Annotated in this window: 21 protein-coding genes and 1 tRNA gene; 8 read left to right on the top strand and 14 right to left on the bottom strand. The window is 69.0% G+C overall.

Annotated features, from left to right (window positions below):
- Positions 1-229 precede the first annotated feature (229 nt).
- Both OG251_RS14050 and OG251_RS14045 read left to right on the top strand, forming a co-directional pair.
- A complete protein-coding gene (locus tag OG251_RS14050; protein ID WP_326677500.1) occupies positions 230-1,186 on the top strand; it encodes a LysR family transcriptional regulator in 957 nt (318 codons plus the stop codon).
- Positions 1,183-2,130, top strand: coding sequence for a serine hydrolase (locus OG251_RS14045; RefSeq protein ID WP_326677499.1), 948 nt, complete (start codon positions 1,183-1,185; stop codon positions 2,128-2,130). The genes OG251_RS14050 and OG251_RS14045 overlap by 4 nt, the downstream gene beginning before the upstream one ends.
- Before the next feature lie 176 nt (positions 2,131-2,306).
- On the opposite strand, the gene OG251_RS14040 is transcribed toward OG251_RS14045, so the two are convergent.
- The 4 genes from OG251_RS14040 to OG251_RS14025 all read right to left on the bottom strand — a co-directional run bounded on the left by OG251_RS14040 (position 2,307) and on the right by OG251_RS14025 (position 5,251).
- Positions 2,307-2,858, bottom strand: coding sequence for an NADPH-dependent FMN reductase (locus OG251_RS14040; RefSeq protein ID WP_326677498.1), 552 nt, complete (start codon positions 2,856-2,858; stop codon positions 2,307-2,309).
- A gap of 58 nt (positions 2,859-2,916) precedes the next feature.
- Complete coding sequence (locus OG251_RS14035; protein ID WP_326677497.1) at positions 2,917-4,155, bottom strand: MFS transporter; 1,239 nt, start codon at positions 4,153-4,155, stop codon at positions 2,917-2,919.
- A 109-nt stretch (positions 4,156-4,264) separates the two neighbouring features.
- Positions 4,265-4,576, bottom strand: coding sequence for an ArsR/SmtB family transcription factor (locus tag OG251_RS14030; protein WP_326677496.1), 312 nt, complete (start codon positions 4,574-4,576; stop codon positions 4,265-4,267).
- 198 nt (positions 4,577-4,774) lie between these two features.
- Complete coding sequence (locus OG251_RS14025) at positions 4,775-5,251, bottom strand: hypothetical protein (RefSeq protein ID WP_326677495.1); 477 nt, start codon at positions 5,249-5,251, stop codon at positions 4,775-4,777.
- Positions 5,252-5,392: 141 nt separating this feature from the next.
- Here OG251_RS14025 and OG251_RS14020 point away from each other — a divergent pair, with 141 nt between their 5' ends.
- From OG251_RS14020 to OG251_RS14010, 3 genes are all read left to right on the top strand, one after another.
- Complete coding sequence (locus OG251_RS14020) at positions 5,393-6,016, top strand: RraA family protein (RefSeq protein WP_326677494.1); 624 nt, start codon at positions 5,393-5,395, stop codon at positions 6,014-6,016.
- A gap of 73 nt (positions 6,017-6,089) precedes the next feature.
- On the top strand, positions 6,090-6,488 hold the full coding sequence (locus OG251_RS14015) for a hypothetical protein (protein ID WP_326677493.1): 399 nt from the start codon (positions 6,090-6,092) through the stop codon (positions 6,486-6,488).
- A 152-nt stretch (positions 6,489-6,640) separates the two neighbouring features.
- The gene (locus OG251_RS14010; RefSeq protein WP_326677492.1) at positions 6,641-7,735 is read left to right on the top strand and encodes a hypothetical protein; all 1,095 of its coding nucleotides are present in this window, start codon (positions 6,641-6,643) and stop codon (positions 7,733-7,735) included.
- 306 nt (positions 7,736-8,041) lie between these two features.
- Here OG251_RS14010 and OG251_RS14005 read toward each other — a convergent pair.
- The 5 genes from OG251_RS14005 to OG251_RS13985 form a co-directional block, all read right to left on the bottom strand.
- Positions 8,042-8,116 (bottom strand) — tRNA-Ala (locus OG251_RS14005).
- 147 nt (positions 8,117-8,263) lie between these two features.
- Positions 8,264-8,563, bottom strand: a complete 300-nt coding sequence (locus OG251_RS14000) for a DUF6879 family protein (RefSeq protein ID WP_326681255.1) — start codon at positions 8,561-8,563, stop codon at positions 8,264-8,266.
- 49 nt (positions 8,564-8,612) lie between these two features.
- Positions 8,613-9,749, bottom strand: coding sequence for an ATP-grasp peptide maturase system methyltransferase (gene tgmC / locus OG251_RS13995; RefSeq protein WP_442818332.1), 1,137 nt, complete (start codon positions 9,747-9,749; stop codon positions 8,613-8,615).
- 92 nt (positions 9,750-9,841) lie between these two features.
- Positions 9,842-10,369, bottom strand: a complete 528-nt coding sequence (locus tag OG251_RS13990) for a GNAT family N-acetyltransferase (protein ID WP_326677491.1) — start codon at positions 10,367-10,369, stop codon at positions 9,842-9,844.
- A gap of 71 nt (positions 10,370-10,440) precedes the next feature.
- Positions 10,441-10,989, bottom strand: coding sequence for an AAA family ATPase (locus tag OG251_RS13985; RefSeq protein WP_326677490.1), 549 nt, complete (start codon positions 10,987-10,989; stop codon positions 10,441-10,443).
- A gap of 253 nt (positions 10,990-11,242) precedes the next feature.
- Between OG251_RS13985 and OG251_RS13980 the strand changes: the two genes are divergently transcribed.
- The 3 genes from OG251_RS13980 to OG251_RS13970 all read left to right on the top strand — a co-directional run bounded on the left by OG251_RS13980 (position 11,243) and on the right by OG251_RS13970 (position 13,438).
- Positions 11,243-12,484, top strand: coding sequence for a helix-turn-helix domain-containing protein (locus OG251_RS13980; RefSeq protein ID WP_326677489.1), 1,242 nt, complete (start codon positions 11,243-11,245; stop codon positions 12,482-12,484).
- A gap of 278 nt (positions 12,485-12,762) precedes the next feature.
- Positions 12,763-13,035 carry an ATP-binding protein gene (locus OG251_RS13975; protein WP_326677488.1) on the top strand — a complete coding sequence of 91 codons (273 nt, stop codon included), beginning with the start codon at positions 12,763-12,765 and terminating at the stop codon, positions 13,033-13,035.
- Positions 13,016-13,438, top strand: coding sequence for a hypothetical protein (locus OG251_RS13970; protein ID WP_326677487.1), 423 nt, complete (start codon positions 13,016-13,018; stop codon positions 13,436-13,438). The genes OG251_RS13975 and OG251_RS13970 overlap by 20 nt, the downstream gene beginning before the upstream one ends.
- Before the next feature lie 8 nt (positions 13,439-13,446).
- On the opposite strand, the gene OG251_RS13965 is transcribed toward OG251_RS13970, so the two are convergent.
- From OG251_RS13965 to OG251_RS13945, 5 genes are all read right to left on the bottom strand, one after another.
- On the bottom strand, positions 13,447-15,291 hold the full coding sequence (locus OG251_RS13965; protein ID WP_326677486.1) for a DUF1998 domain-containing protein: 1,845 nt from the start codon (positions 15,289-15,291) through the stop codon (positions 13,447-13,449).
- A complete protein-coding gene (locus OG251_RS13960) occupies positions 15,288-18,512 on the bottom strand; it encodes a helicase-related protein (RefSeq protein ID WP_326677485.1) in 3,225 nt (1,074 codons plus the stop codon). The genes OG251_RS13965 and OG251_RS13960 overlap by 4 nt, the downstream gene beginning before the upstream one ends.
- Positions 18,509-20,422: a UvrD-helicase domain-containing protein gene (locus tag OG251_RS13955; RefSeq protein WP_326677484.1), complete on the bottom strand. Its 1,914-nt coding sequence runs from the start codon at positions 20,420-20,422 to the stop codon at positions 18,509-18,511. Before OG251_RS13955 ends, OG251_RS13960 begins: the two co-directional genes overlap by 4 nt.
- Entirely contained in the window at positions 20,419-25,188 is a 4,770-nt protein-coding gene (locus OG251_RS13950) for a DEAD/DEAH box helicase (RefSeq protein ID WP_326677483.1), read from the bottom strand. Before OG251_RS13950 ends, OG251_RS13955 begins: the two co-directional genes overlap by 4 nt.
- A gap of 117 nt (positions 25,189-25,305) precedes the next feature.
- A complete protein-coding gene (locus OG251_RS13945; protein ID WP_326677482.1) occupies positions 25,306-25,653 on the bottom strand; it encodes a hypothetical protein in 348 nt (115 codons plus the stop codon).
- Positions 25,654-26,153 lie beyond the last annotated feature (500 nt).

Below are 26,153 nucleotides of genomic sequence, written 5' to 3'. Positions count from 1 at the left end.
GGTCGTTCGTCAGGCGTTCGTCGTCGGTCGGTTCGTCGTGTCGTTCGTGGAGCACATCGGCAGAAACGCGCGACGGTCATGAACGAGGACGGTCATGACCGACGGCGGTCATGAACGAAGGCGGTCATGAACTGCGACGGGCATGACCGGAGAGAAACAGCCCCGTTGCCATGAGGTCCAAGACCGCTATCGCTCCCGGATCGATTGATCCGCGATATCGTTGCTGGTCGTGGACCTGATACGGCACTTGCGGTGCTTCGTCGCTGTAGCGGAAGAGTTACATTTCGGCCGCGCCGCCCAGCGTCTCGACATGGCCCAGCCGCCGCTGTCCCAGCGCATCCAGCGGCTGGAACGGGAACTGGGCGTACGCCTCTTCGAGCGCTCCAGCCGCCAGGTGACGATCACCAAGGGCGGCACGCTCCTGCTGGACGAGGCGCGCCGGCTGCTGGACCAGTCCGAGGCGTTGATGGCCACGGCCCGCCGCATCCAGGACGGCCACAGCGGGCTCCTGCGCGCCGCGCTGCCGCCCGACATCACCGGTGAGACCGTGGCGGGGGCCCTGGCCGGCTTCCAGGAGCGCCAGAGCGGTGTGGAGCTGGAACTGCACGAACTGTCGACCGCCGAGCAGCTCGCCCGGCTGGCCTCGCACGACCTGGACGTCGGGCTCATCCGCCACCCCAGCGATGTGTCCGGGCTGGAACTGGGCCCCGTCCTGCGCCATGAACTGGGCGTCCTGCTGCCGCACGACGCCCCCGTGGCGCGCCGCGAGACGGTTGCCCTCTCCGCGCTCACCGGATACGACCTGATCCTCTTCCCCCGTGCCCAGGCCCCGGCCGTGCACGACGACCTCCTGACCACCTGCGCCCGCCACGGCTACACCCCCACCGCCGTCCGGTACGGCCAGGGCCCCAGCTTCACGCGGGGCCTGCTCCTGTCCTGGCGCGCCGTCACCTTCAGCACGCGCGACGCCCACCACGCCCGGGACCCCGACCTCACCTGGCGCCCGCTGAGCGGCGCCCCGCTGGCCCTGCGCCACTCCGCGGCCTGGTCCCGGGGGCGCGGCGACGCCGCCGTCCGCGCCTTCGCCGATACGGTCACCGATGCCCTGGCCCGTACGGCCGCTCCCGGCCCCGACCTGACCTCCGGCCCGCTGCATCTGCGCCCGGCGGCGGAGTACTGGATATGACCGATCCCCGCACGCGACACCACCCCGGCCCCCAGGCCCACCCGCAGGCCGGCGACCGTATCCGCGCGGCTTTCGCCGAAGCCGGGGTCACCGGCTGGCTGCACGCCGTGGACATCGACTCCGGCGCCCAGATCGACGCGGGCGCGGACCGGCCGGTCGTCACGGCCAGCGTCCACAAGCTCTGCCTGCTCGTCGCGCTCCACCAGCAGGCGGAGGCCGGGCGGCTGGTTCTGACCGAGCAGACCGAGTGCCCGCGGGAGGGCCGTACGGCGGGGCCCACCGGTCTCGCCGCGATGCTCGACGCGGCCCGGGTCTCCCTGCGCGACGCGGCGTACCTGATGGTGGCCGTCAGCGACAACACGGCGGCCGACCTCCTGCTGGAACGCGTCGGCCTGGACGCCGTCAACGACACCACACGGCGGCTGGGCCTCACCCGTACCCACGCGACCCAGACGTTCCGGGAGTTCCTCGCGACCATCAGGGAGGACGCCGGGAACGGCGGCCCGCAGGCCCTGGCCGACCCCCAGGTCGTCGCCCGCCTGCGCGCCGTGGACCCCGCGCGCACCAACCGCAGCACCCCGCGCGACATGACCCGTCTGCTCGGCGCGATCTGGCGCGACGAGGCCTGCACCCCGGAGCACGGCGCCGCCATCCGCCGTCTGCTCGGCCTCCAGGTGTGGCCCCACCGGCTGGCGTCGGGCTTCCCCTTCGATGACGTACTGGTCGCCGGAAAGACCGGCAGCGCGCCGACGGTCCGCAACGAGGTCGGCGTCGTCGAGTACCCCGACGGGGGCCGTTACGCCGTCGCGGTCTTCACCCGCGCCGCCAGCCCCGCCGCCACCCTCCCGGCGGCCGACGCCGTCATCGGTACGGCGGCCCGCATCGCCGTGGACGCCCTGCGCACCCCCGGCCGGGGCGCCACCGGCCGGGGCGCCACCGACTGAGGCCCCACGCCACCGACGCCGACGACCGGGGCACCGTACGGGGAGCGACGCCCCGTAGTCCGGAGGGACCGCACTGGGACGCCGGATCTACGATGCCGGATCTACGGTGCCGGTTTACGGCGCTGCCGGGCCTAGGACGCCGGGCCTACGATGCCGGATCTACGGCGCTGCCGGGCCTACGATGCCGCCTGGCCGGCCGCGTCCAGCAGGGTGTCGAGCGCCGCCGCCACCTGTCGGCGGAGCTCCGGATCGGTGCTGATCCCGTCCGCGCCGACGGTGTTCCGGTCGAGGGCGACCCGTACGCAGGCGGCGTCCACGATGGCCGCGCCGGTGTAGCCGAGCACGGTACGGAGCGTCGCCGAGGCGCCCTCCCCGCGACCGGGAGCGGCGGCGTTCAGCCAGGCGGCGGGCTTGTCGCCGATCTCGGTGCCGCCGACGGTCCAGTCCAGCAGGTTCTTGAACGACCCGGGGAGCGTCCCCGCGTACTCCGGGGAGCAGATCAGCAGGGCGTCGGCGGCGGCGATCGCGGCCCGGAGCTCGGACACCGGCTTCGGCAGCGGATCGGTGTCGTCGTCGGGGTTGAAGTGCGGCAGATCCCCGAGTCCGTCGTAGAGGACGGTACGTACGGTGGTGGGCGCCACGTCCTGGGCGGTGCGCAGCACGGTCTCGTTGGAGGACCCGGCCCGCACGCTTCCGGACAGCAGGAGAATCACGCGTGGTGTTGGCATAACCGCTCAACTCCGAGCGGCACCGGACTGTTCCGCTCCGCCCCGACGGGTACGGCCGTCAGCCGGCCGCGCGAACGGCAGCGTGAGAGGCGGCCACCTCCCCGGACTGCGGGATCCTCCGACCGGCACGGTCCAGGCTCAGCCGGACCAGCATGACGACCAGCGCGGCGACGGCGAACCCGGCTCCGACCCACGGCAGCCGACGGGCTCCCGCGGCGGACAGGACCCACCCGCCGGCCGCGGTGCCGAGGGTGATGCCGAGATTGGAGAAGGAGATGAAGAGGCTGTTGCCGAACTCGGGTGCGTCCCGCGCGTCCCTTCCCAGCCAGCTCTGGGTGACGATGAGCCCACCGGAGTGCACGGCTCCCCAGACCAGGACGCCCAGGACCATCGGGACGAACCGTGGCCCGATCGCGTACACGAGTACGTAGACCAGCAGGCAGAGGGCCGGATAGGCGAGGGCGGTGCGGACGAGGTTCCGCTGGAGCAGGCTGCCGAAGGCGAAGTTGCCGAGGATCATCACGATGCCGAACGCCATCAGCATGGCGCTGACCCAGGAGCCGTCCATGTCGGTGACCTGGCCCAGGTACTCGGCGAAGTAGCCGTAGACGGAGAACATCGCCGCGAAGATCAGGACGACGGACGTGATGGTCAGCCACATCCGGGGCTGCCTGAGCACGCTCAACTGGGATCCGTACGAGACGCGTTGTCCGACCGGAAGGCTCGGGAGCAGGCGCAGGATGCCCAGGAACGCGATCAGATTGACGAGCGCGCCGAACCAGAACGCGGCGGGGAGCGAGAGGTGTTCGGCGAGGTACGAGGTCAGCGGTACCCCGAAGGCGAACCCGACGGTGACACCGGCGAAGACGGTCGTCGTCGCCCGGGTGGCGGCCTTCGCGTCCTCACCGTCCTCGCCGTCCTTCGTCACGACCATGCGCGCGGCCGTGGCCAGCGCGACCGAGAAGAACACCGGGTGGAAGACGGCCGGAATGATGCGGAAGGCGAGCATCACCTCGTACTGGGTGGTGAGCGCGTAGACGGCGTTGGAGAGGGCGAACACCGCGATCGAGGCGGCGAGGACCTTCTTGCGGTCGATCCCGGAGGCGAGCAGCGTGGTGAAGGGCCCGGTCACGGCGATCACCAGGGCGAACGCCCCGACGAGCCAGCCGGCGGTGGAGGGCGGGACGCCGAGTTCGGCGGAGAGCCGGGGGAGTACCCCGACGATGCCCATCTCGGTGGTGATGATCCCGAACACGCCCAGGGCGAGCACCAGGACGGCGGCGGAGGTTTTTCTCATGGTGATCTTTCTTTAAATCTAGAAAAGTAGATACGTTTGGTCGTGGGTGCGCCGTGCGGGGCGCGGGACTCGGCTCTCGGCGGTCACGCTCGGAGGTGGGGCGGGGTGACTACAGCTCGTCGCGCACCTGGGCGGCGAACTCGGCGATCACCGGCTCGTTGCGGCGGTAGTACGTCCACTTGCCGACGCGCTCCGAGGTCAGGAGGCCCGCGTCCCTGAGGGTCTGGAGGTAGCCGGACACCACGGACTGCGCGAGCCCGGCCCGCTTCTGGATGTCACCCACGCATACGCCGATGTGGAAGCCCAGTCCCTGCTGTGTGTACGAGTCCTCGTCGAAGTACTTCTCGGGGTCGCGCAGCCACTGCATGAACTGCAGGCGGGCGGGGTTGGCGAGGGCCTTGTGCACGGCCAGCGGGTCCATGGGGGCCTCTCTGTGAATCCTTGGGGGCTGCCTTCGGGTCTTCTGTTCCCTCCCAGGCTACGCATCTAGCTTTCTGGATATGTAGGCGCAAGTCAAATCGTCGGCGACGGCGACGGCGGCGGGCGAGGGGGCAGCGGGGGCAGCGGGGGCGGGCCGCTGTGGGCCGTCGGGGCGGAGGGCCTTCGCGGCCTGCGGTGGCTATCCCATGACCGCTCGGGCCGCGTCGAGAAAGGCCAGCCGGTTGTCCTCCAGGTAGTCGCGCAGGCTCTCTCCGTCGGGCAGGCCCTCCCACACGGTCCGGTTGAGGTCGAGGGAGTACGTGCGTGCCGCGTCGTGCACGGCCGGCGGGAACTGGACACGGATCAGCCGTTCCACGACCCAGAGTCTGTTCATGGATTCCCGGGTCGTGAGGAACCAGGGGGTCGTTTCGTCCCACTCGTGCGGCCGCCTGAAGGCCGCGAGCTCCGCCTCGCCCCCCGCCTCGATGAACCGCTCCAGCAGCGCGAGCCGCTCCGCACGCCGGGCCTCGGACAGTTCGGTCCGCTGCCGCCGCTGCTCCGTCCGCTCGGCCGACCGCTGCGTCGCGAACTGTACGAGGAAGGACAGCGCGCCACCGAGTGCGACGCCGCCCAACGATATGAGGGACACCCAGACTTGACCGGACATGGTGGCCATCGTTCCACGCTGTCGATCGGTGGGCGCTGTTGACCAGCCGCTACGGACAAGCGTCAGGTCCTGCAAGCACAATGAGCTGACGACGGGCTGACGGCTACAGGCCCCCGCGCGGACGCGGAGGGCCCCGGACGAAGGGCGTACATGCACGAGGACTCCGGCTTCGAGGACATCCCCACGACCACCCTCGCCGACCTTCTGGGGCGCGAGCAGGTCATGGACGCCGGCATACGCCCCCTCTGGTCGCCGGTGCCCCGCGTGGCCGGCCCGGCCTTCACGGTGCGCTGCCCTCCCGGCGACAACCTGATGCTGCACGCGGCGATCCACCGCGCGGAGCCCGGCTCGGTCATCGTCGTGGAGTCGGGCGACATGGACTATGCGCTGGCCGGCGGGAACGTGTGCGCGGTCGCGCACCGCCGGGGGATCGCGGCGTTCGTGCTCGACGGCGTGATCCGCGACCTGTCCGAGGTGCGCGAACTGGGCTTCCCGGTCTTCGCGTTGGGCGTCATCCCCATCCCCGGTACGAAGAAGGCGGTGGAACCGCTCAACACCCCGGTGCGCTGCGGCGGCACGACCGTGAACCCCGGCGACATTGTGGTGGCCGACGAGGAGGGCGTCGTGGTGACCCCTCACGCCCGCCGGGACGAGGTACTGCGCGACGCACGGGCGAAACTGGCGAAGGAGGCGGCCGAATCCCTGGACGAGTGGGAGGCGGCGCACCGCGCCCGTATCGACAAGATCCTGTCGGAGAACGGCTATACGGCCTGACGGCAACCAGCACCCCCTGGCAGCGGCGACAACGCCCGCGCCCCACCCGCCCCCCGCCTCCCCGGAGCCCAACTTGGCGCACACGGCCCACCACTACCCCCCGTCGCAGACCCGGAAGACGTACGACGGCCTCCCGGGCAGCCCGTGGCACTGCGTGGTCGTACGCGATCTGCGCTACAGCCGCCGAAGCCTCACCGAAGCGGTCAAAGAGTCCCGCAGGCCACGGCCGAGCGCGGTGCGCCGCGAGGTGCGGGTCTACTGCTTCCCCCGGCACAACAGGGACGGCGGGGTGGCTCGGTGGTCGGCACACGAGGAGCGCCGGGCCAGGCAACGGCTCCGTACGCAGGTGGGACGGCTCCGGGGCCTGATGAACGCGGACGCGGACGCGGGCGGCGGCATCGGCGTCGAAGCGGCTGAGACGGTGGAGATCCCTCCGGCGAACCACCGGCACGGCTCGCTCTGGCTGGCGTAAGTCCCTTTCGTGTGGTGGGAGATGGAGCGAGTGCGGTACGGTGACGAGGCAATCACCCTCCGTGCGCACCTATATGCATGGAGCGGCCCCCGACGGTGCTGTAACACCGACCGAGGGCCTACACCACCAGTGCCGCTGAGAGGCAACCGGAAATGCTGCGTCATGTTATCGCGCCCTCTTCGGGCTATACGAAGGCATCGAACGACGTCGTGCGTGAGCGGCGGTTGAACAGTGATGCGAAGGTCCTTCTGCTGTATGTCCAGGGTCTGCCGGAGTCGGCCACGGGCCGCCCGTTGGGCGAGTTGGCCGACCAGCTGGGGATGAAGGGGCATGCGTACCAGAGGGCGAAGAAGCAGCTGGTAGCGCAGGGTTTTGTGCATGAGTGGAGCGGCCAGGGTGCCGGTGGCCGCTGGTACACGGAGCAGCTGTTCACGAACACCCCGCTGACGGAGGCCGAGGCCAGGACCGTACGCGCGAGGCTGACGACGGCTCCCGCACCGTCCGCCTCACTGCCTTCGCCTGTTGTGCCTGCTCCGCCGACTGTGCGGATTCCGACCGTCGGTGAGCCGACTCCCCGGACGGCCGGTGGCTATCAACCGGTAGAAGACAACAGAGATAAGACCACTACCCACCCACCCTCCGAAGCGGAAGCGGCGACAACGGCGGAAGCGGCAGCTGTGGTGGCAGAGCCGCAGCCTCCCGCACCGTCCTGTGCGCCGCCCTCCTCCAGCCCGGCTCAACTGGCCCGCGCGGAACAGATCCTGCTCTCGCTGCGCCATACGCGCCGGGAGCTGCACCTGGGGGTGCGTGAGGCCCGTGCGCTGGCGGTGGAGGCGGTGAAGTGGCTGGAGCGGGGCCTGGGCGAGGCGGACCTGCGTCAGGCGTTACTGGCCGAGCGCCCGGAGGGCGGCGTACGTTCCGCGGTCGGCTTTCTCCGCTACCGCCTGGCCCAGAAGTGCCCGGAACCCCCACAGACACCACCCACGCCACCCGCACCGCCCATCACAGCGCCCATCACGGCGTCCCCGCCGGTCCGCGAGCTGATCACGTGCGACGGCTACGGAGATGAACACCTCTTCCGGCCACTGGGCGACGAGACGTCCTGCCCCGAATGCCGCCGGGCGACGGCGTACGAGAACTGGCTCCAGGACACGGACACCCACCACTTCCCCGAGGGCACCCCCTGGCGCGAACGCTTCGCCACGGTCAGAGCCGCCGAGGGCTTGCCGCCGGGGTCACTCGTGTGAGGTCTACGGCGCCCTGGTGCCCGATCCTGTCGAGCCCGGTGCACGGAGTCGCTGCGGAGGCGGTGTGCGTCGGGGCCTTGCTCGGTAACGCGCGGTCGAACAGGGGCCGTGCGGGCGTCCGGTTGTCCGTCCACTGCGGCGCCTGGGCTCTCCAGGGCGCGGCGACCGCATACGGGGGCCCCGTGTTCGCCCTGGCCTCGCTGCTGCGGGCCCCTTGCCGGCTGCCGCACGACTGCTGCGGCGGGACGCTGTTCCGTCGGCTTCCTCGAAGACGGGCGGACGAACCGCGGTTCCAAAGATTGAAGGGGCGGGGCGACCGGATTCGAACCGGCGTCCTCCTCCATGCTGTGTAGGCGCACTACCTCTGTGCTACGACCCCGCCTTGCAGTGATCATATGCAGCCTGCCCCACCACTGGGCCAGTGATTTTCGAGGGGCGGGCGGCACGGAAGCTCGGTGGACCACGAGGCCGCCTGTGAGCTTGGCTGCGTCCCGAAGCGTCACAGAGTTCCCCGACCGACCCCGTTGGTCAGTGCTGCCGCTCCCAGTAGTCCATGAACGGCACAGCGGCGGCCAGAGCGCGCTCACGGTAGTTCTGGTATCGGACGAGATCGCGGGCGGGAACTCGTTCACCCCCGATGAAGGCGCCGTTGGGGGTGTAGTGCATTCGGTACGCCTCCCGGTTGTCGAACAGCCAGAAGTCGTGGTCGGGCAGTCCCGGTGGGGGCTGTTCCCTCAAGTCGATGACGCCGGTGGACTCCCCGGCCCTGGTATTGCCGAGATAGGCGACCAGTTCGTAGCGCAGATAGTCGGTCAGGGGTGAGCGCAGCAGTCGAAGCGCTGTCCGAACGCGTCACTTCCGAGCATCTAAGTACCCCTCACTCCGGTTCACTTGGCCAGGTAATCGATTGCCGACTCGGTGCCACGGTGATCTCGAACCGGTCCAACGACGGTGAGCCATCGCTGCGCCAGCGAGTGACGTGATCTTCCACCGCGTCCCAGAGACGGTCCGGCCCACCCTGGCGCGCGGTCCAGCCGACGTTGCCATCTGCCCTAAGAACAGCCCACGAACCTGCCTCGACATCGAGCAGCACATGCTCCGTACGGCCGTCGCGGTCGAGGCGGACGCGCTGGGCGCGAGGGGCGGCGAGCTGGGCGACGAAGCGCGTATCCCAGTCGTCGAGAACGTCAGCCCCGATGGCCGCTCGTCGCTCGTCTCCCCGGTCGAGATCGGGGAGCACCCCGAGTGGAGGCGGAGTCTGGGGGCGGGCGAGCATGAAGGAGACCCCGCCGCCGAGGAAACGGCCGGAGGCGGTGCCGTCATCGTGCACGGTGAGCCGCGCGAGTTCGGAGGAGTACATCCATCCGCCCACGGTGGCGAGGACCGATCCTCCGGGCCGGGTCTGCTCGATCCAGCTGTACGGCAGGGTGACCACGCCACATGTGGCGATCACCCGGTCGTAGGGAGCGCGCCCCGTGTGCCCCGCGAGGCCGTCACCGACAACCCGATGCGGGAACAGGCCACAGCTCCCGAGTGCGGCCCCGGCACGAGCGGACACACCGTCGTCGACCTCGACCGTGGTCACCAGACCGTCCCCGAGCCGATGGCACAGCAGGGCGGTGGAGTAGCCGGTGCCGGTGCCGATCTCCAGTACACGCTGACCGTCCGCGACATCGAGGTCTTCGAGCATCCGCACGACCAGGCTGGGCATGGTGCTGGAGGACGTCGGGGCCCGCATGATCTCGCCCCGCAGATCTCCCGGCGCGATGGTGCCCGCGATCTGTGTAACCAGGGATTCGTCCTCGTAGCATCGCTCCAGCCAGCCGGGCTCGTACGACATCACCGGCGCCCAGGCGGTGGGACCCGTGCCGTCGATGCGGTCGAAGAAGCCGCCCCGCAGAAACTCATGCCGGGGAACCGCCTCAACGGCTTCACGCCAGGGCCGCGTACGCAGATGCCCGCCGCTCACCAACCGGCCGGCGAGCCGCCGCCTCAGCATGCCGTCGTCACTCACGCACTCTTCCTCTCCGGAGTCCGGTGGCAATCGAACCGGACTCACACCCTGTCAGGGGAGGTGGCGTGGTACGCGCAGTTCAGGGACGGGTGTCACTCGGTCTCGGCGCGCAGGGCCCGGACGTACCGGTCGAGCGTTGTGCCGTCCTTCGTGAGCATCTGCCCGTCGGGGGTGAACGCCGCCCGCCGTGCGACCGCCGCAGATCCGGGGTTCTCCGGCTCCACCTGGATCACCGCTTCCGCCCCGCCCTCAGCCGCCGCGTACTGGGTCACCAGGAGGACGGCGCGGGTGGCCAGGCCGCGTCCTCTCCAGGACGGATAGAGGCCGTACGCGACGTTCACCTGCCCGGGAGCCAGACCCTCGCCCGTGAACCGCAAGTCGACCGTCCCCGCGAGTTCCTCATCGGCGCCCACCCGGATGCCGAAGGCGCGCAGCGGCCCGGTGGTGTCCCACTGGTCCTGGCAGTGCCGGACGTACGCCTCGACGCCCTCGCGCGTCCCGGGACCGCCGTTGAGCCAACGAACGAGCAGTTCGTCCTCCCCCGCGAGGTGCGCCTCCACGTCGTCCAGGCGCAGGGGGGACAGCGTGATGAACCCGTCGGAGAGCTTCACTTCATGCATCGGGTGATTCTCGACCCCGCGAGCCGCGTCGCACCATCGGATTCCGCGGCACGTCGCACAGAGCGAGCCAGTCAGCCGGTCTGGATACGGGCGGCGGGCAAGTTGTCGAGGATCTCCGAGACCGTCTGTTCCGGGGTCTGCTCCGACGTGTCCAGCCAGAGACCGATGCGTGGTGTCTCCGCACGGAGGATGCCGTCGAGGGCGTCGACCGTCCAGGGGCCGTATCCGGTCTTCGCGCGCCCGGTCTCCCTGCTCCGCACGGCCGTGGTGGAGGGGGCCAGCACGATGACGTACAGGGGACGCGTGCGCACCCGGGCGATGTAGTGGTCCAGGTCTTTCCCGAGGACGATGTCCTGGACGACCGCGGTCCACCCGTCGCGCGCGTACTCGTCGGCCACGAGCGCGGAAAGGCGATAGCGGAGCTCAAGTTGGGACCTGGCCTCCGCGGTCTCTTCCGGCATCACTTCCTCCCGCCCGGAGGTGAGCATCCGGCGGAAGACGTCACCGCGCACATGCGCGGCCCGAGGCAGCCGCTCGGCCAGGAGGCCGGCCACGGTCGACTTCCCCGAAGCCATCACACCGGTGATCAGGACGACTGCGGAACTCAGTTCGGTGCCCATGCGGACCTTTCGCTCAGGGGGAGGGCGGCGGGTTACGGGGCTACCTTCGGAGGCAGCGTGCGGCCGATCCCCTCCACACCAGAACACCCTTGCCGCCCCGTAGTCATCCTCGGGCGCGTTCGGCTCACCCCTTTGAGCCATGCGCATGTCCGACTGTCGCGCTCCCCAGCTGCGGTCGGGCGCCGCGGGGGGATTGGAGCGACCTTTGCCTCCGGGCCCGAGTCGTACGCTGGTTGGCGAAGGGTGGTGTCGTATGTCGGACGAACTCGCGGACAACCTGAGGAAATACCGGCGGGCGAGCGGCCTCAGCCAGGAGCAGCTCGCGCATCGGTCGGGACTCTCGGTCGGCCCCATCCGACGGATCGAGCAGGGCGCCGACGGTGTGCGGATGGAGACGCTGCACCAGATCGCCAGAACCTTGGGGGTCAAGACGTCGGACCTGATGGCGGCCGGAACACCGGAGCCCGTCAAGCACGACGATCCGAACAGCTTGAATCTTCGGGAACTGCGCATCGCGCTCACACCCGCGATGGGCCTCCTTCCCCCGCGTGCGCCGACCGGTGAGGAACCGGATCTCCGTCGTCTGCGACGCATGACTCACGACCATGCGGTGCTGTACTTCGGCGACAGCTACAAGAGCATCGCCGCCGATCTGCCCGCCCTGATTCGCGCGGTGAGCGAGGCCGGCGCGTACTACGACTCGGGCCAGGACCGCATCGACGCCCTGGTGGCTCGATCGGAAGCGCTGCAACTGGTCGGCCGCTACCTGACGCAGATCCGCCAGTACGACCTTGCGCACAGTGCCATTCGGGAATCCATCGCGGACGCACGGGAGGCCGAGGCCCCGCTGACGGCCGCGTCCGGGGTCGGCGGTATGTGCTGGATGCTCATGCGTACCGAGCGCTACGACGAGGCCGAGGACATCGCCGTCGCGACCATGGACCTTGTGGAGCCGAAGATCAAAGGAGCCTCGCCCGACGAGTACGCGACGTGGGGAGGTCTGGCCATGGAGGCCGCTGCGGCGGCCGCACGGAACAACCGTCCAGAAGAGGCCAGGACGCTTCGCCGGGCTGCCGGTACGGCGGCCAAGGCCGTGGGTGTGACGCACCGGAACCTGCTCCGTCACTGGTCGATGTTCGGTCCCGTCACGGCGGCGATGAAAGAACTTGAGGACTCCATGATCGCCGGGGACGCGCGATCGGTCGTCCGTAAGTCGGGCGAGGAGGAGAGCCTTCAGCCCAAGAGCTGGAAACGGCTCGGGAAGCCGAGCAGCAACGACGGAAATCGTTACTACCTCGACCTGGCTCGTGCTCAGGTCCGCACCGGTGACCCGACAGGCGCCATGGAGGAGCTGGCCCGACTCGACGCCGTGGCGCCCGAGTGGTTCCGTCACCAGTCGTCGGCCGCGATCACCTTCGAGGAGATCACGAAGAAGCGCCGGACGCTCACGACGGAGATGCGGGAGGTAGGCGCTCACCTGGGCGTCTTCGCCTAACTGCACGACTGCGATGCAGTTCTGACGATACGTCGACCCAAGTGCATCGTCTCGTGCCTGGTTGATCACTCTCGGTGGCTCTAGTGTTGCGTGCGTGGGGAGCGTCCAGGGGATTCACCTCCCGGAGTGTGACGTTCTCCATCGGCCGGTACACGTCCTCGCGACTCGGGGCCGCCGTGGAACCCGGACCGGACGCTGTGCCCGGAGGCGATTGCGCCTGCTTCGGGACGTGTCGAAATCCCTCTTTTGGGCGGGACACCCCAGGTGCCCGCGGTGTCATGGGAGTAGTGATCGGGATGGACGGCTGTCGCTTCGGTGTGGTTCGTAAGGCGTGGGACCTGCCCTTCTTGGCGGAGCCCGAAGAGCTGGCCGGCCTGCGCCGAGTGATTCGCCTGCACTTGGGACTGTGGGGCCTGGTTCCGGTGATCAGGGACGCCCAACTCTGCGTTTCGGAATTGGCGGCGAACGTCATCAAGCATGTGGGGGGCGGGTACCCCGGCGCGCCTGACCGTCTCGATGAACGGCAGCCGCTTGCGCATCGAAGTGAGTGACCCCGATACGCGGGTGCTCCCTGTCCTCTGCTCGGCGGGGGACGGAGCGGTGCAGGGGCGGGGGCTGGCCCTGATCGACGCCGTCGCCGAGCGATGGGGCGTTCTCCTCCGTGACGACTCCAAGATCACCTGGTGCGAGCTGGCCACCGGCCTGCGCTCGTCGATCGACCATGCCGATGGCCCCCAGGTCGCCAAGGCCGAGGCGCTGCTCGGGCTGTTGGGCATGGCGGTGAGGCCGGACGGCCTGTCGTACGGGCGACTCGGGGTGGCGGCGGCCCAGGAGTCCGCGATCGGCCTCATCGCGGACCTCCTCCACTGGCTGCGCGCCCACGGCTGCGACCCGGACAGCGCTCTGGACCGTGCGCAGACGCACTTCGAGGCCGAGCTGGGCGAAGCCGTGTGAGCGTGCGGTCAGGACCGCAGCGCCTCGCCGAAGAACCCGATGGACGGATCCTCCGGGGTGCCGATCAACAACGCCCGGTCGAGCAGGCCGTTGTTGTGTTCGCAGCTGGTTTCGGGCAGGAGGACGCAGGCGTGGCAGGCCGCCAGGTTGATGCCTCCGACGCCGCTCGCCTCGGACTCCACGCAGAGCGGATCGGCCGAACACCACTGGGCCCGGACGAGTGCCGACCGCAGGGAGAGGGCAAGGTGGTCCGGTTCGCCCTGGGCGACCAGGCCGCCGAGGCTGCCGGCGGAATCGCTCGTCGCCGTGGCGACGAGGATTCCCGCCATGGAGTCGTCCGCGTACAGACGCTCGCGCAGGGACGCTGCGGGGTAGCCGCCGTCCAGGCTCCACTCATTGATCAGCGCGTGCGCCAACGTGTGCAGGAGAACCATGCGCGGGGTGGCCGGCGACTCGGGAACATCCGCCGGTGCCTGGGCGCGTTCCCGCATCATGCGCTGGTGGTTGGCCCGGATTCGGTCCACTCTGGCCGCGACCGCGACGCTCCGTGCCCAGGAGTCCAGCCGCTGCTCGTCGAGCCGCAGGAAGACGCCTTCGCCCTGGACCTCCATGGCGGGCAGCCAGTCCATGTCGACGAGGGACAGCGCGGCCTCCTGGACGTCCGTGCGTGTCTCGGGTGTGTCGACCCGCGAGAACGCCTTGAGCGCACGGACCTCCCGCAGACGTTTGACCAGCATCGGGCCTTCCAGGCCGTAGGGAGCCAGGACGGACGCGGACGATCGCGGCGGCTCGCAGACGAACTGGTCCTCGTGGTCGGTCTCGCTCTCGGCGCGGCCCGCGATCAGCCGTTCGTACTCCTGCTTTCGAAGCGCCGTGTAGGCGTCGTCCTTGATCTGTTCCTGGTCGGGTGCCACATCCTCGTGGTTCTCCGCTTCGAGGAGGGCGATGACCCTCTCGGCCGAGAACTCGTACGGCTCCCTGAGCGTGAATGCCTTGAGGAAGCCCCTGATGCCGGATGTGTCTCCGTCCTCGTACATGTTGCGCAGGTCGTCCATGTGCGGGGCGAGCCGGGTGAAGTGCCCGTCGCTCCACGGGGGGATCGACAGCGCCGTCCGCACGATGGGCTGCCAGGCGACGGACGAACCGCGCTGGAGCGTCCGCGGCCGCTCCGAGCAGGAATCCGTCGGAGCGTCCTTCAGCCAGGGGCGCTTACCGCCGCAGAACACCTTCAGGTCGGACAAGGCGGTGCTCCGGAAGGCGCCCTCCATGGACACCTCCGGGATACCGCAGGTGCAGGAGATCAGGATCGAGCGGAGCGAAGCCGTCCTGCCGGTGGTCCGCAGCCGCATCCGGCCACCGCAGAGACCGGATTCGCCTTCCTGCCGGTTCTTGCGGTGCGCCCACTTCCAGTACGGAAAATCGTCGATGTGGCCCTTCGCGCACGCCATGACGAAACGCGAGGGGACGAGGTCCTCCTCGCAGTCACCGCATTCGTTCTTCCCCGGCGGGGAGTTGAACAGTCGCACATGCTGCAGGGTGTGGCAGGACGGGCACGAGTGCCACAGGGGGAAGCGGCGGACGTGCACGCCGTCCCTGCTCGTGTCGTCCGATGCGGGAGGCAGGCGGAACGACTTCACGCCGAGCACCCGGGCCAGGCGGTGCTCGTAGATCGTCGGTGCCTCACTGATGTTCCACGAGTCGATGCCGGTCACTATGAACGACTCGTTGTCGACGGCGACGAGCGAACCGACACCGTACGTCGTGATCATCTGCGCCCGGCGGACGGAGCCCCGACGGGGATAGCTGCGTTCGGGCGCACCGGCCCGGCGGCGCCGGGAGTGGGGAGGGGTCATCGGGTTGCCTCCATGAAGAGAGCGGACTCGGCGTCGACATCGCGCAGGCTCCACAGGGTGGGCCACGCACCCTCGTTGTCGTCGTCGAACGCGCACAGCAGGGACGGTGTCCTCCGGCCCCGCCTGGGCTCGTAGGTGAGCCCGCCATGGAGCTCGGCCTCCTCGGCCCACCACTCGACGAACTCGTCGAACGCGGCGGCCGTCGCCGCGTACTCGTCCGGGTCGACCGCCTGGACCCGGTCCAGGAGCGCAGTCCTGACGATCCGGTTCAGTTCGTCGCGGAACTCGTCGATCCGTCCGGCACCGTCGTCGGGGCGGGCCGCGGGGATCAGGATCCGGGCGAGCGCGACCACCACGGCGTGCAGACCGCGTTCACGGGAGCGGGAGGAGAAGGGCGTCACGCTGGTCGACTCGACCTCGCGGTACAGCGCCGAGTGGAAGTGCTGGAAGCTCTCGTAGTGCGAACGGTCGCGCGAGCGGTTCGAGTTGAGCATCACGGCCACCAGCCCCGGGTGGCGTCGACCGACCCGGCTGGTCGCCTGGATGTACTCGGCCGTGGTCTGCGGCTGCCCCATGACCGCCATCAGACCGAGCCGGTCCACGTCGACACCGACCGAGATCATGTTGGTGGCCAGGAGGACATCCACGACATCGGGATGCGGCAGCCGTCGCTCGACCTGCTTGAGCCGCTTGGGTACCTCACTGGAGTTCGCCCGACTGGTCAACTCGGTCTGTTCCACGATCTTTCGCTGCTCGCAGCCGTCACGTTCGGCAAGGTAGCCGAGGTAGGCATCGACATCGTCGTGGACCTGCAGCTCGGCGGCGGCCAACAGCCGAAGGCTGTTGAAGTAGCCGACGAGCGTCCAGTAGGCGTCACGCACCTCGTCGGTGCTCCCGGCCCTCGCCGCCCGGTGCAGGAGGTTGGCGTAGGTACGGATGAGGAGAGTGGACTGGCTCGTGCTCGGGGTGAGCAGACCGACGTACTGGCGGCTCGCCTTGCGTTCCTTGGGCGTCTCCACGGCGAACCAGGAGTCGCGGGCGTCGATGCCCGCCGGCGGGAACTGGGCCACCTCGCGGGCGAACAACTTCCTGCCCTGGTCCGAGGCACGGCGGATCGTCGCCGTCGAGGCGATCACCTTGGGTTCGTCGGCCAGCAGGTCCACGGCCGTCTCGTACAGACCGGTGAGTGTTCCGAGCGGACCGGAGATGAGGTGCAGCTCGTCCTGGACGATCAGCTCGGGAGGCGGGGTTCCGTCGGAGCGGTCGCGGTTGAACAGCGCGGCCGTCTGCTCCCGCCACGGCATGGCGGCGAACTTGTCGACGGTGGCGATCACCAGCGTGGGCCGCGCGTCGTAGACCGCTTCGTCGATCAGATGGACCGGGAGCCCGTTGTGGAAGTCGCACCAGGTGTCCGGGCATCGGACGTGCATGCGCTTCGCCGGCTCGTCGACCTCGTACTGATGCGCGTCCATGCGGGTGCCGCACCACGGGCACGCGTGCAGTTGGACGGGGTTCTTCTCCTGGAGTTCCTTCTCCTTCCGCAGTTCGGCGAGGCTCTCCTCGGCCACCGACAGTTTGTTGGGGGTGGCGGACTGGCCGACCCACATGCCGATGGAGATGGGTTCCGTCCCCAGCGTCCGCTCGTCGCCGAGGCGGATGCGCTCCATGGCGCAGATCAGAGCCGCGGCTCGTTCGAACTGCTGCAGGGTGAGCAGCCGCAGCGTGTAGCGCATGAGGACGGTGACACCCCCTCCGTGCTCCTTCAGCCGCATGCGCCGAAGGAAGGTGGTGAAGGCGATCAGGCCGAGGTACGCCTCGGTCTTGCCACCACCGGTGGGGAACCAGAGCAGGTCGGCGACCGAACGGTCCGGGTGCCCGGGGTCCACGATCCCTTCGAGGCACAGGAGCACGAAGGAGATCTGGAACGGACGCCACCGCCCGACGGATTCATCGGGGGAACCCTCCCTGCCCTTCTTCACCCACTCGCTGCGGGAGCGCTGCTGGGCCATCGCCCGATTGGCCAGCCGAAATGCCCGCATCGCGTCGCTGTCGGTGCCGAGGACCCGGATACCGCGACGCATCCGGGCGAGGGCCGTACGACAGTGCTCGATCTGTGTGCGGGCCGGTGCCGCGTGCGGGGTGCCGCGAAACGCGCCCGACTCCGCCTCCTTGCGATCGATCCAATCGGCGTACGCGGCCGTCAGATCGTTGAGCGCGGCCAGGATCTCGCTCTCGGGCCTGGTCGCCAGGCCCTGCATGGTGAGGGCCGAATCGTCGATGTCGGGGTTGGAATCTGTCAGCAGCACATCGTGCGCCGGGACGAACTCGGTCCGTACGGTGTCGATGGCGGCGCGCTCCGTGGTGGGCTCGCCGATGGGCGCGGGGGTCCAGTCCCATGCGGCCGAGCAACCGTGTCCCACGGCGAAGGTCGGGGCATGACGGTGCAGCAGCCTGCTCGTCGCCACCTCCGGGTCGATCACCCGCCGCTCGGAGGGGCGCTCGACGAAGCCCCGGGCGCCGGACTCCGTCGTGACGGTGAGGCGGGGCTGGTACAGGCAGAAGGCGTCCTGCAGCGCCCTCTTCCCCACGAGGTGCGAGTTGATCAACGTCACCGTCACCGTGACGGTCCCGCTCGCGGGAGCCACGGGGCGGACCACGACGTCGACGGCGACACCGGCGTGCAGATCGTCGATCCGATACCGACGGGGCACGGACACGTCGATGGTCTCCGGGCGCAGGGTCAGTGGGCGCCTGCGCCAGTGCTCCTTCTGCTCCGAGACGGTGCGGGCCCGGGCGCGCTCGGCGGCGACAGGACGTCCTTCGGCGTCGACCGGATCGTAGACGGCGGCTTCCGTGCGCACGACGAGGCGTCGCGAGACGGAGGGGTCGACGGCGAACGTCAGTCCCATGGACGAGGGGCGCCGGTCGCCGACGTGGGCGACGCCGAGGTCCGGCGCGGACTCCTCGATGTCCCTGCCCCTCCTCGCGAGCGGCGCGTCGTCCAGACCCTCGTTCTCGGCCGCGTCCTCACCGAGTGCCCGCTCGGCTTCGTCGTCCGAGGCGCGCGGAAACAACACCCCGATCGGATAGGTGGTGATCGGCGGGTCCTGCGTCAGGACCTCGTCGGGTGATCCGGGGCCCAGCAGGTCCCTGCGGAGCTGTGCGACAAGGCCGTCACGCAGCTCGTAGTGCGCGGAGTGCGGGTTCGTGTCGTCGGTCATGCGTCGTCGCCTTCCTGCACGGTCTTCCCGGCTCGCCTGTACCGACCGAGTCCTGTCATACGGGGCACCGTCCAGATGCCGTGATCCCCCAGTCCCGCGCGGGCGCCGGAGGCGACGCTTCCGGCGACACTCTCCAGACAGTCCACCGTGAACCCCTCGATCTCCACCGGCCAGTTGACGTCCCAGGTCCTGCTGATCTTCAGGGAGGCGTGGAGATCCCTGCGGAACCGCTCCGAGACGACCGCGATCGGACGGTCCCGGTGGAGGACGGTGTACGGGGGGCTCTGGTCGGCGGCCACGGGCAGCTCGTGCTGGGCCCGGAGAACCAGTGCGTCTCCGGGGGACACCGCCGACGTCACATAGTCCTGCACGGCCGCCGCGTCGTCGGAGAATCCGTCCGTTCCGGGCGGGTGCTCCCGGCACACGTCGCGCCCCGAGGCGGCGATGCCGTCACGGATGTACGACTTCCAACCCCCCAGGTACCAACGGTCGGTCGACCTGTCACGACGGATCAGCGCCGTGTCCGGCGCCTCGATACGGAACAGGTCGTCCCGAGGGCGGGTCATCGCGACGTAGAGCGAACGCGCCTCGGCCGCAGGGTCGACATGGGTGTGCTGCTTGCGCAGCTCCGCCATCGGGGCGGGGTCGAGCACGATCACCCGATCGAATTCCAGGCCCTTGGCACGGTGCACGGTCGACACGATCAGGTCCGCGGGTTCGACGGCCGCCAGATCGTCGGGGAACCGTCCCTCGGCGACCAGCCGTCGCACGGCCGACACATCCATCAGCCCCCTGGGGGCACGGGCGGCGCCCCGCAGGGAACGCCAGATCCTCGCACGGTCCCCGACCGGCGCCACCGGGCTCGCGGAGAGCAGCGCCAGGAAGCGTTCCTCGGTCAACGTGGTGGTGCCCGTTCCGCGCAGGACGGAGGCGACCCAGGCGGGAACGGGCCGATCCTGGAGGGCTCGCTGCACACGGTGGCGGACCCCGAGCGAGAACAGCTTGTCGGACAGCACGAGCGTCTGCCGATTGTCCCTGCAGAGGATCGCGCAGGTCCCCGGGTACGACTGCAGCGACTCGACGGTGAACGGGTCCCCCGGATCACCGAAATCGGGGCACGAACGCAGCAGGTCGGTCAGCTTCCGGTGATAGTCCTCACCGGCGGCATCGGACTCCGCCGACTCCGACGGCAGTTGCCGGAGCGCGCCGCCGAGAGCCAGCGCGGTGCGGGCCTCGTCCGTACGTGCCCGGAAGTTGGTGGAGAGATGCAGCTCCACCAGGTCGTCCGGATAGGAGGCGCGCAACCAGTCGAAGAAGTAGTTCGTCTCGGCGGCACGGGCATCCTCGTCCGACACCTGGAAGCCGAAGATCGCCTGAGCCCCGTCGCCCACCACGGTGAAGCCGCAGCTCTCCTGGAAGCGGTCCAGCAGGGTCTCCACCATGTCCCGCCGATCACCGACGAGGTCCTGGACCTCGTCGATCACCACATGGGCGGGTGCGCCCTGCTCGCCCGCCTCCACCGCTCCTCGCAGAATGGCCTCGGTGGTCTCCCTGATCCGCTCGTCGAAACGGAGAGCACCCCAGTCACGGTCCGGCTGCTCGCTCCGCAGCACGCTGTACGCCCATGAGTCGAAGGTCTGGACCCTGACCCGACGAGCCTCGGTGGCGTGCGCGGCGATCCGCTCGCGCAGCTCCCGGACCGCCGCCCTGGAGAAGCTGAGGACCAGGATCTCACCGGCCTCCAGAGCCTCGTCCTCGTCGCTCATGAGGGCGTCGAGACGGCGGACCAGGGTGTGTGTCTTACCGGCGCCTGCACCCGCAGTGACCAACAACCTGGTGTCCCAGGGGTGGTCGACCACCGCCTGCTGCTCCTCGGTGAGGGGCGGGCTGTCGAGGTAGGCGTCGGTCACTTGGCCCTCCACAGGTGCTCGAACCGCGTGAAGGCGAGCGCCTTGTCGTAGTTGGTGATGTTGTCCCGGACGTTCAGGATGAGGCAGGTCTCCTTGCCTCCGTTGCCGGGACCGCGCAGACCACGACCGATCATCTGCTGGTACACGTTCGGGCTGTAGGTGGGGCGGGTGATGACGACGGCGCGGGTGGCAGGCGCGTCGAACCCCTGCGTCAGGACACCGTAGTTGGTGAGCACGCGCACTCGACCCCGGCGGAAGTCGTCGATGCTCCTCCTTCGTTCGCCCGCCGCCGTGGCGGAGTCCACGGAGACGGCGGTGATGCCCCGGTCCTTGAGCTTCGCGGCGAGGAACTTGGCGTGAGCGACGGACGTGGCGAAGACCAGCACCGGCCAGTCGGCGGGCATGGCCTCGATCTCTTCGAGAATGCGCCTGTTGCGGTCGTGGTCGTCGGCGAGACGCTGCTCGGCGGCCTTCGACAGCAGGCTCATCTGATCGGCCCGATGCTTCTCGTCGTTGGTCAACTCGATCGTCCCACCGAGCAGTTCGCGGTGGGTGACCTTCGCCAGCATGCCGAGCTCCTGAAGCTCCGCGTACGCGTCGTCCGAGGCGAAGATCCCGTCGTCGAGTCGCTGGGCGCCGAAACGCTGGACCAGGCGCCGGGTCTCCTCGTCGTTGGTGTTGCGGAACGGGGTGGCGGTGAGTCCGAGCAGGTGACGCCGTGTCTCGCGGGAGGTGAGACCGAGGTGCGCGAGGATCTCCGTGTACTGCGGAGAGATCGCCACGTGCGCCTCGTCGACGATCACGAGACACGCCTGCCGGAGCCAGGCGTACGCGTCCTCGCCCAGGCAGTTGCGGAGCTTCGCGTCCGTCGCGACCACGAGATGAGGTCGGTCGCCGACCGGCCCCGCCTCGTTGGTCGTCCACAGCCTGCTGATCGTCAGCGGGGATTCGGCTCCCACCTTCGACCAGACGAAACTCCAGCTCTGAACGGCCTGTTCGCAGAGTTCCTCGGTCTGGGCGATCCAGAGAATGGGACCTTCCAGTTCGCCCATCTGCTTGACCCAACGAATGACCGCTTCGGCCGCCACCCGGGTCTTGCCCGCGCCGGTGGGCAGCGACAGCATCCCACGCTGCGGGGTGAACCGGTCCAGCATCGCGAAGACCTTCGTGGCCAGGCGTTCCTGGTAGTCGTGCAGACGGGGGAACTCCGTGGGGCCCGGAACCTCGACCCGCGGAGCCAGGGAGGGGGTCCTGGTGCCGGCGAAGGAGTCGGGGAAGCCGAACTCCGACACGAACCTCACCGCGGACGAGGAGCCGGTGAAGCCCGACGGGGCATGGCTCGGGTAGGCGGACAGGAGATCGCGGGTGTGCATGTGCAGGACGCTGTCACCGTGGGCGTTGTACGCCATCCGCGCGATGCGACGGGCCGAGGGATCGACATCGCCGAGTTCGGCTCGCTCGCTCTCCATCAGACCCGGCGGCAGGCCCGCGCGCAACGCGTCCGCCCCGATGAGCAGTTCCAGCTTCTCCTCGACGCTCTCCGCCTCCCGGACCCGGCGGAGGGCGGCCTGGAGCTGCTGATCGGTCTCCTGCCGTTCCTGCGCGTCGAGAACCGCTCGGCACCCCGCTTCCTTCAGCCCCCAGCGCAGTTCGCGATCCACCGCCACCAGGGCGGCCAGTCGATCCTCGGGTTCCAGGACGAGGACGGTGGTGCCCTGGAGGGCGCTGCTCAGAGACGTGGCCCGGGTGCCTTGCGGAGTTCGGATCAGCTCCTCCAGCTCGGAGCACGGCTGCAGTGTGTAGTTGTTGATGGAGTTCCCCATGCGCCGGCGGAGCGTGGGGAACTCGTCCTGCAGGAGCGTGGGCTCGCCGATCCCCACATGCCGGATCTCCTTGCTGATCACGTCGGCGTAGCGCAGCATGCCCCACGTCTTGACCAGGAGCGCGGCGTCCTCCGGGCTCCCGGCGAACAGGGCGGGCAGCTGTTCCGCGCGAAGCGCGCGGTACTCCGCGTCGGTCGCCGCGACGGCGATCTCGTGGTCCTCGCGTGCGGACCACTCCGATCCGACTCGGCAACGGGTGAGTTCCCCCTCGGGGAAGTCGACTTCGAGGCGGGTCAGCATCACGTACGTACGACCGACGAAGGTGTCGTCGTCGCTGGTGCCGAGCTGTTCGAGCAGGCGGGTCCACTGCTTCGCGGGGACGTCCTCCACCACGGTCGGAAGGTGCAGCTTCCGTGCCTTCTCCGCACTGATGTCCGCGACGGGAAGGACATCCGCGTAGCCGCGGAGCTGCGGGCCCACCGCGCCGGCGAGCGGCACGACACCCTGCGAGGTGGGCACCCTGCCGTGTCGGGCGAGCATCCACCGCAAGGGGGAGTAGACGGTCTTGCGTGTGGAGACCTGGACGCCGAACTGCATGGTCCAGGTGTCGATGACACTCGCGTCGGGCAGCGCCTTGACGAACGCACCTCTGCCTTCCTCCGACAGCCGTTCCAGGAGGTGCAGCGGCCCCCCGATGGGGGAGCCCTCCAACTTGAGCCTGTTGAACGAAGGGCGACCGGCGCTGCTGCTCAACGTCCGGCAGTAGCTCTCGTACATGGCCGTTCGGTACTCCTCGTACCACTGCTCGTCCGTCGGGCGGTGACTGGTCGTCGGCAGTGCGCGCAGGCCGAACTCGTGGAAGACCATCCTGTCGTCGGAATGGAACCGCAGGTCCACGGCGACCGAGCCGTCCCGGCTTCCGTCACCGGGCACCACGTCCCCCGGGAGCAGGCAGTCCCGCATGGGGTGGAAACGACCGTCGACCGTCCGTACGTACAGGGTCGCCATCGGGTCGGGGACGCGGGCGCTGACCTCTCCACTGACCTGACTGCCGCCGGCGCTGTGGAACAGCTCCCAGAAACGTGCCCAGTCCTGCGGACCGTAGTTGTCAAAACCCTGTTCGAGGACGCCGATGAAGCGTCCTCGGGAGTCCGCCTCGCGGATGCCGATCTCGTTGAGATCGCTGATCAGGGACTGATCCTCGGACAGCTTCTGATCGACATACGTCGTCCCGTCCCGAAGGCCGTCCTGAACGGCCCGGCGGAAGACCTTGCCCACGACGGCGGGCACCATCCCGCTCTCCTCGGTGAGCACGATGCGAGCGGCTCGGGCCTCGGCCGCGAACGGGGACGCCTCACGGATCATCGCGGCGAGGATACGGATCGCGACGGCGGAGGCCTCGGCCGTGCCGTCGGTGACCAGGGCCTCCAGCCATTCCCGGACGGTGGCCCGGCCCTGGCGGGTCTCGTCGAGGATGTGTCCCACCTTGCCGGGGCGGAACTCGGCGGCCTCCACCGAGGGGTGGATCCAGTCCGAGGGGCGCCCGGGGTGGGCGTTCCACATGCGGAGCCATTCGAGCTTGAGCGGGACCTTCCTCACCGGGGCCGGGTGGATCCGCAGATCCCGGGGGATCCTCAGGACACCGTCCTGATCGGGGAGGGAGGGAAGCTGGGCCGTCAACTTCCAGATCTGTTCGGTCAGATACTTGTCCGCCCAGTTCAGGGTCTCCGAATCCCTGGGCCGGCCGGGCAGGAGGGGCAGATAGGCACCCGGGTCCTCGGCGGGAGCCAACTGCGGAAGCGATTCGACCACCAGCCGCGCCGCGACCTGGATGATCTCCTGGTTGAAGGGGCTGGAGTCCAGAAGGTTCTGTCTGTCCTCGTTCGTCTTCCAGGCGCCGTTGAGAATCCCGCCCAGGGTCATCGGGTACTTGGTCGGGAAGAACGACCAGAACTGGCCACGCCCCTTGGGAGCGGTGAGCACGGTGTCACCGGTGTACTCGGGAACGGCCCACGCGATGTCGATCGTCCCCCGGTCGTGCATCTCGCCCGCGCTGGCCCTGGCCACCTCGGTGGGGCGGTGGGCGTGGGCGAAGACCTTCCAGGTGGACCGCGCATCCGGCTTGCCGGTACGCGTCTCGTGGATGGTGTGGACGAAACCCTCGTGCTCGACCGTGATCTCACGGCGGACCTGCGGCATGGATCGACGGTCCTCCAGGACCACCGTCCCCACATGGTGGGAGAAGAGCTGGAACCGGGCGGGGAACTCCCGCTGGACCTCGGGCTTGTTCGCGGAGGTGTGGATGTCGTGGCCGAGACGTTCCGCGGCCCCCGGCAGCAGGGGAAGTCGCACCACGGTGGTGGCCCAGTCCAGCAGTCCGGCCAGCACCGAGTCCGACGCCCGCTCCTTCTCGACGTCCAGCGGACGGGCCATCCGCAGGACCGGCGCCTCGAACTCCTCGTCGGCCGCGCCGCCGCGCGCCTTCCTGATCTCCTCGTAGGACCATCCCCGGTCGAATCCGAACGAGCCGGACGTGCTGAAGAACTGAGGAGTGTCGGTGACGGCCAGAATCGACTTCACGCCGACCCCGAATCGTCCGATCTGGCCCCCGCGCTTCTTCGACACACCCATCCGGAGAATGGTCTCCGCGCCCTGCGGCGTGACCGCTGTTCCTCCGTTCGCGCAGTAGAGGTGCGTGTTCGTGAGAACGACCTGCACCTTCCCACCGGGGGAGTCGGCGATCTCGTCGGCCGCATTCTGGACGAGTTCGAACAACTGCCGGTCGCCGTATCCGCCCTGGGTGATCCGCCGCTCACCGTTGGCGTGCTCCAGAATCAGTCCCGGATCGACTCGGTACGTCTCCAGGACGCGCGTCGACTGCTCGATGATTGTCTGGATGACGGACGAGTCGCCCGAACTGCCCGTCACGTTTGGGTGGTTCAAAATGATCCCATTTCATGGCCGTGAGCTGAAACGCCGGGAGGAGCCGGGGCCGGCCGCTGCGGGGGTGCGGCCGGCCGTCAGATGAACGATAGACGCGGAGTCCGACGGTGTGTTCGGTCAGTCCAGTTCGATGACGATGACGAACACGATGCGCCGACGCCGACGCGGGGGCATACGCCGGATGTCGCCCCTGTTCGGCGGGCGGGTGACGTTCACCCCGGAGTGACGGGGCGTGCGGCGAAGGCGACGCCGCGACTGCCGACGACGTTCGTGCGTCGAGGAGCCGTTCGACTCCGACTCCTCGGCAGCCTTCGCCGCGTTACGGGCGGCTTCGGCGTCACGGAGGCGCCGAAGGTGCTCGATGCGGGGGCGCGTCGTGCCGACGGCATCGAGGAAGTCGGACCGGAGCTGCGGGTCCGGAAGGGAGTCGTATTCGTCGACGAGGTGGAATTCACCCTTGGGCATGACTGTTCACCCTTGCTCTCGTGTTCTTTGTACGTGATCGAATCGGACGGTATCGAAGATGGCGCACGTGCAGAGAGGCTGAATACACACGAGAGGAGAGGGGCGTGAATTCTGCGGAACGACGGGATGGGGTTACGGAACTTCCTGACGGTTGAAGGGTGTTGCCGTCGCAGTGACGGATGTTGCGTGAATCAAACCCCGTTCCATCGAATCGAGCAAGGGTTTTCGAAGATTCGGCCGAAATTGCGGATCGGACATGATTTTGGTGTCCGGGCACGCAAAAGAAGGCCCCTGTTTTTCGGTGCCGATCGAGGCTGGCAAGGCTTCGCCCGTATCGACGCTACAGGGTTATTCCCGTTTGCCGCAAGCGTGTTCGTCGTACGTTTGTCGCGCATCGGGAGCGGTGCGTTTCGGGCATGAGTCGCATATCGGCCTCAGGGTTTATTCCTCGCATTACTTCGACTACGTGACGCATCGGTGTATTTGAACGATGGGGCGAT

The sequence above is a fragment of the Streptomyces sp. NBC_01237 genome (assembly GCF_035917275.1).
Taxonomy (GTDB): domain Bacteria; phylum Actinomycetota; class Actinomycetes; order Streptomycetales; family Streptomycetaceae; genus Streptomyces.
The sequence above is the reverse complement of the archived record's forward strand: the minus strand, read 5'-3'. Positions and strand labels throughout refer to the sequence as shown.